We start from the raw sequence: 3,171 nt of genomic DNA, 5'->3' as shown, positions 1-3,171 counted from the left end.
TATTCTGTTTCATCAACCGTCACAGTTTTATCTGTAACCATCGACTTAAAATCTCGGTTCAAGCTGAAAATTAAATATTCTAGTCTCTCAACCAAAACACCTTCGGTGTTGTAAGGTTAAGCCTCACGGATCATTAGTACTGGTTAGCTCAACGTATCGCTACGCTTACACACCCAGCCTATCAACGTCGTAGTCTTCAACGTTCCTTCAGGGGAATCAAGTTCCCAGGGAGAATTCATCTCGGGGCAAGTTTCGCGCTTAGATGCTTTCAGCGCTTATCTTTTCCGCATTTAGCTACCGGGCAATGCCATTGGCATGACAACCCGAACACCAGTGATGCGTCCACTCCGGTCCTCTCGTACTAGGAGCAGCCCCCCTCAATTCTCCAGCGCCCACGGCAGATAGGGACCGAACTGTCTCACGACGTTCTAAACCCAGCTCGCGTACCACTTTAAATGGCGAACAGCCATACCCTTGGGACCTACTTCAGCCCCAGGATGTGATGAGCCGACATCGAGGTGCCAAACACCGCCGTCGATATGAACTCTTGGGCGGTATCAGCCTGTTATCCCCGGAGTACCTTTTATCCGTTGAGCGATGGCCCTTCCATTCAGAACCACCGGATCACTAAGACCTGCTTTCGCACCTGCTCGAGCCGTCACTCTCGCAGTCAAGCTAGCTTATGCCTTTGCACTAACCTCACGATGTCCGACCGTGATTAGCTAACCTTCGTGCTCCTCCGTTACGCTTTAGGAGGAGACCGCCCCAGTCAAACTACCCACCAGACACTGTCCGCAACCCGGATTACGGGTCTACGTTAGAACACCAGCCATTAAAGGGTGGTATTTCAAGGTTGGCTCCACAAGAACTGGCGTCCTCGCTTCAAAGCCTCCCACCTATCCTACACATCAAGGACCAGTGTTCAGTGTCAAGCTATAGTAAAGGTTCACGGGGTCTTTCCGTCTTGCCGCGGGTACACTGCATCTTCACAGCGATTTCAATTTCACTGAGTCTCGGGTGGAGACAGCCTGGCCATCATTACGCCATTCGTGCAGGTCGGAACTTACCCGACAAGGAATTTCGCTACCTTAGGACCGTTATAGTTACGGCCGCCGTTTACCGGGGCTTCGATCAAGAGCTTCAGCTTGCGCTTAACCCCATCAATTAACCTTCCGGCACCGGGCAGGCGTCACACCGTATACGTCCACTTTCGTGTTTGCACAGTGCTGTGTTTTTAATAAACAGTTGCAGCCAGCTGGTATCTTCGACTGCCTTCAGCTCCATCCGCGAGGGACTTCACCTACCGACAGCGTGCCTTCTCCCGAAGTTACGGCACCATTTTGCCTAGTTCCTTCACCCGAGTTCTCTCAAGCGCCTTGGTATTCTCTACCTGACCACCTGTGTCGGTTTGGGGTACGATTTGATGTGACCTGATGCTTAGAGGCTTTTCCTGGAAGTGCGGCATTTGTTACTTCAGTACCGTAGTACCTCGTCATCACACCTCAGCGTTAGATAAGAGTCCGGATTTACCTAAACTCTCCGCCTACATGCTTAAACCGGGACAACCGTCGCCCGGCTAACATAGCCCTCTCCGTCCCCCCTTCGCAGTCACACCGAGTACAGGAATATTAACCTGTTTCCCATCGACTACGCCTTTCGGCCTCGCCTTAGGGGTCGACTCACCCTGCCCCGATTAACGTTGGACAGGAACCCTTGGTCTTCCGGCGAGCGGGTTTTTCACCCGCTTTATCGTTACTTATGTCAGCATTCGCACTTCTGATACCTCCACCTGCCCTCACAGGCAAGCTTCGACGGCTTACAGAACGCTCCCCTACCCAACAACACCTAAGTGTCGCTGCCGCAGCTTCGGTGCATGGTTTAGCCCCGTTACATCTTCCGCGCAGGCCGACTCGACCAGTGAGCTATTACGCTTTCTTTAAATGATGGCTGCTTCTAAGCCAACATCCTGGCTGTCTGTGCCTTCCCACATCGTTTCCCACTTAACCATGACTTTGGGACCTTAGCTGGCGGTCTGGGTTGTTTCCCTCTTCACGACGGACGTTAGCACCCGCCGTGTGTCTCCCGTGATAACATTCTTCGGTATTCGTAGTTTGCATCGGGTTGGTAAGCCGGGATGGCCCCCTAGCCGAAACAGTGCTCTACCCCCGAAGATGAGTTCACGAGGCGCTACCTAAATAGCTTTCGGGGAGAACCAGCTATCTCCCGGTTTGATTGGCCTTTCACCCCCAGCCACAAGTCATCCGCTAATTTTTCAACATTAGTCGGTTCGGTCCTCCAGTTAGTGTTACCCAACCTTCAACCTGCCCATGGCTAGATCACCGGGTTTCGGGTCTATACCCTGCAACTTAACGCCCAGTTAAGACTCGGTTTCCCTGCGGCTCCCCTATACGGTTAACCTTGCTACAGAATATAAGTCGCTGACCCATTATACAAAAGGTACGCAGTCACCCCATAAAAGAGGCTCCCACTGCTTGTACGTACACGGTTTCAGGTTCTGTTTCACTCCCCTCGCCGGGGTTCTTTTCGCCTTTCCCTCACGGTACTTGTTCGCTATCGGTCAGTCAGGAGTATTTAGCCTTGGAGGATGGTCCCCCCATATTCAGACAGGATACCACGTGTCCCGCCCTACTCTTCGAGTTCACAGCAAGTGCATTTTTGTGTACGGGAGTATCACCCTGTACCCTGCGACTTTCCAGACGCTTCCACTAATGCACAAACTGATTCAGACTCTGGGCTGTTCCCCGTTCGCTCGCCGCTACTGGGGGAATCTCGGTTGATTTCTTTTCCTCGAGGTACTTAGATGTTTCAGTTCCCTCGGTTCGCTTCGTTAAGCTATGTATTCACTTAACGATAGTGCAACGAATTGCACTGGGTTTCCCCATTCGGAAATCGTCGGTTATAACGGTTCATATCACCTTACCGACGCTTATCGCAGATTAGCACGTCCTTCATCGCCTCTGACTGCCAGGGCATCCACCGTGTACGCTTAGTCGCTTAACCTCACAACCCGAAGATGTCTCGTAAGACACAATCGTATGTTGTGAAAATTTGAGAGACTCGAACATATCGTATTCCCATTCCTTATTACGGAGGAATGAGACGACATGTCGTTTCAATTTTCAGCTTGTTCCGGATTTTTAAAGAGCAATA

General features: G+C 51.4%; 1 rRNA gene. It reads right to left on the bottom strand.

From position 1 onward, the window contains the following. Positions 1–112: 112 nt before the first annotated feature. A 23S ribosomal RNA gene (locus tag M975_RS21880) occupies positions 113–3,021 on the bottom strand. Positions 3,022–3,171 lie beyond the last annotated feature (150 nt).

The organism is Buttiauxella brennerae ATCC 51605 (assembly GCF_001654925.1).
Classification (GTDB): domain Bacteria; phylum Pseudomonadota; class Gammaproteobacteria; order Enterobacterales; family Enterobacteriaceae; genus Buttiauxella; species Buttiauxella brennerae.
Note: the sequence above shows the minus strand (reverse complement) of the source record. Positions and strands in the feature narration are given on the sequence as shown.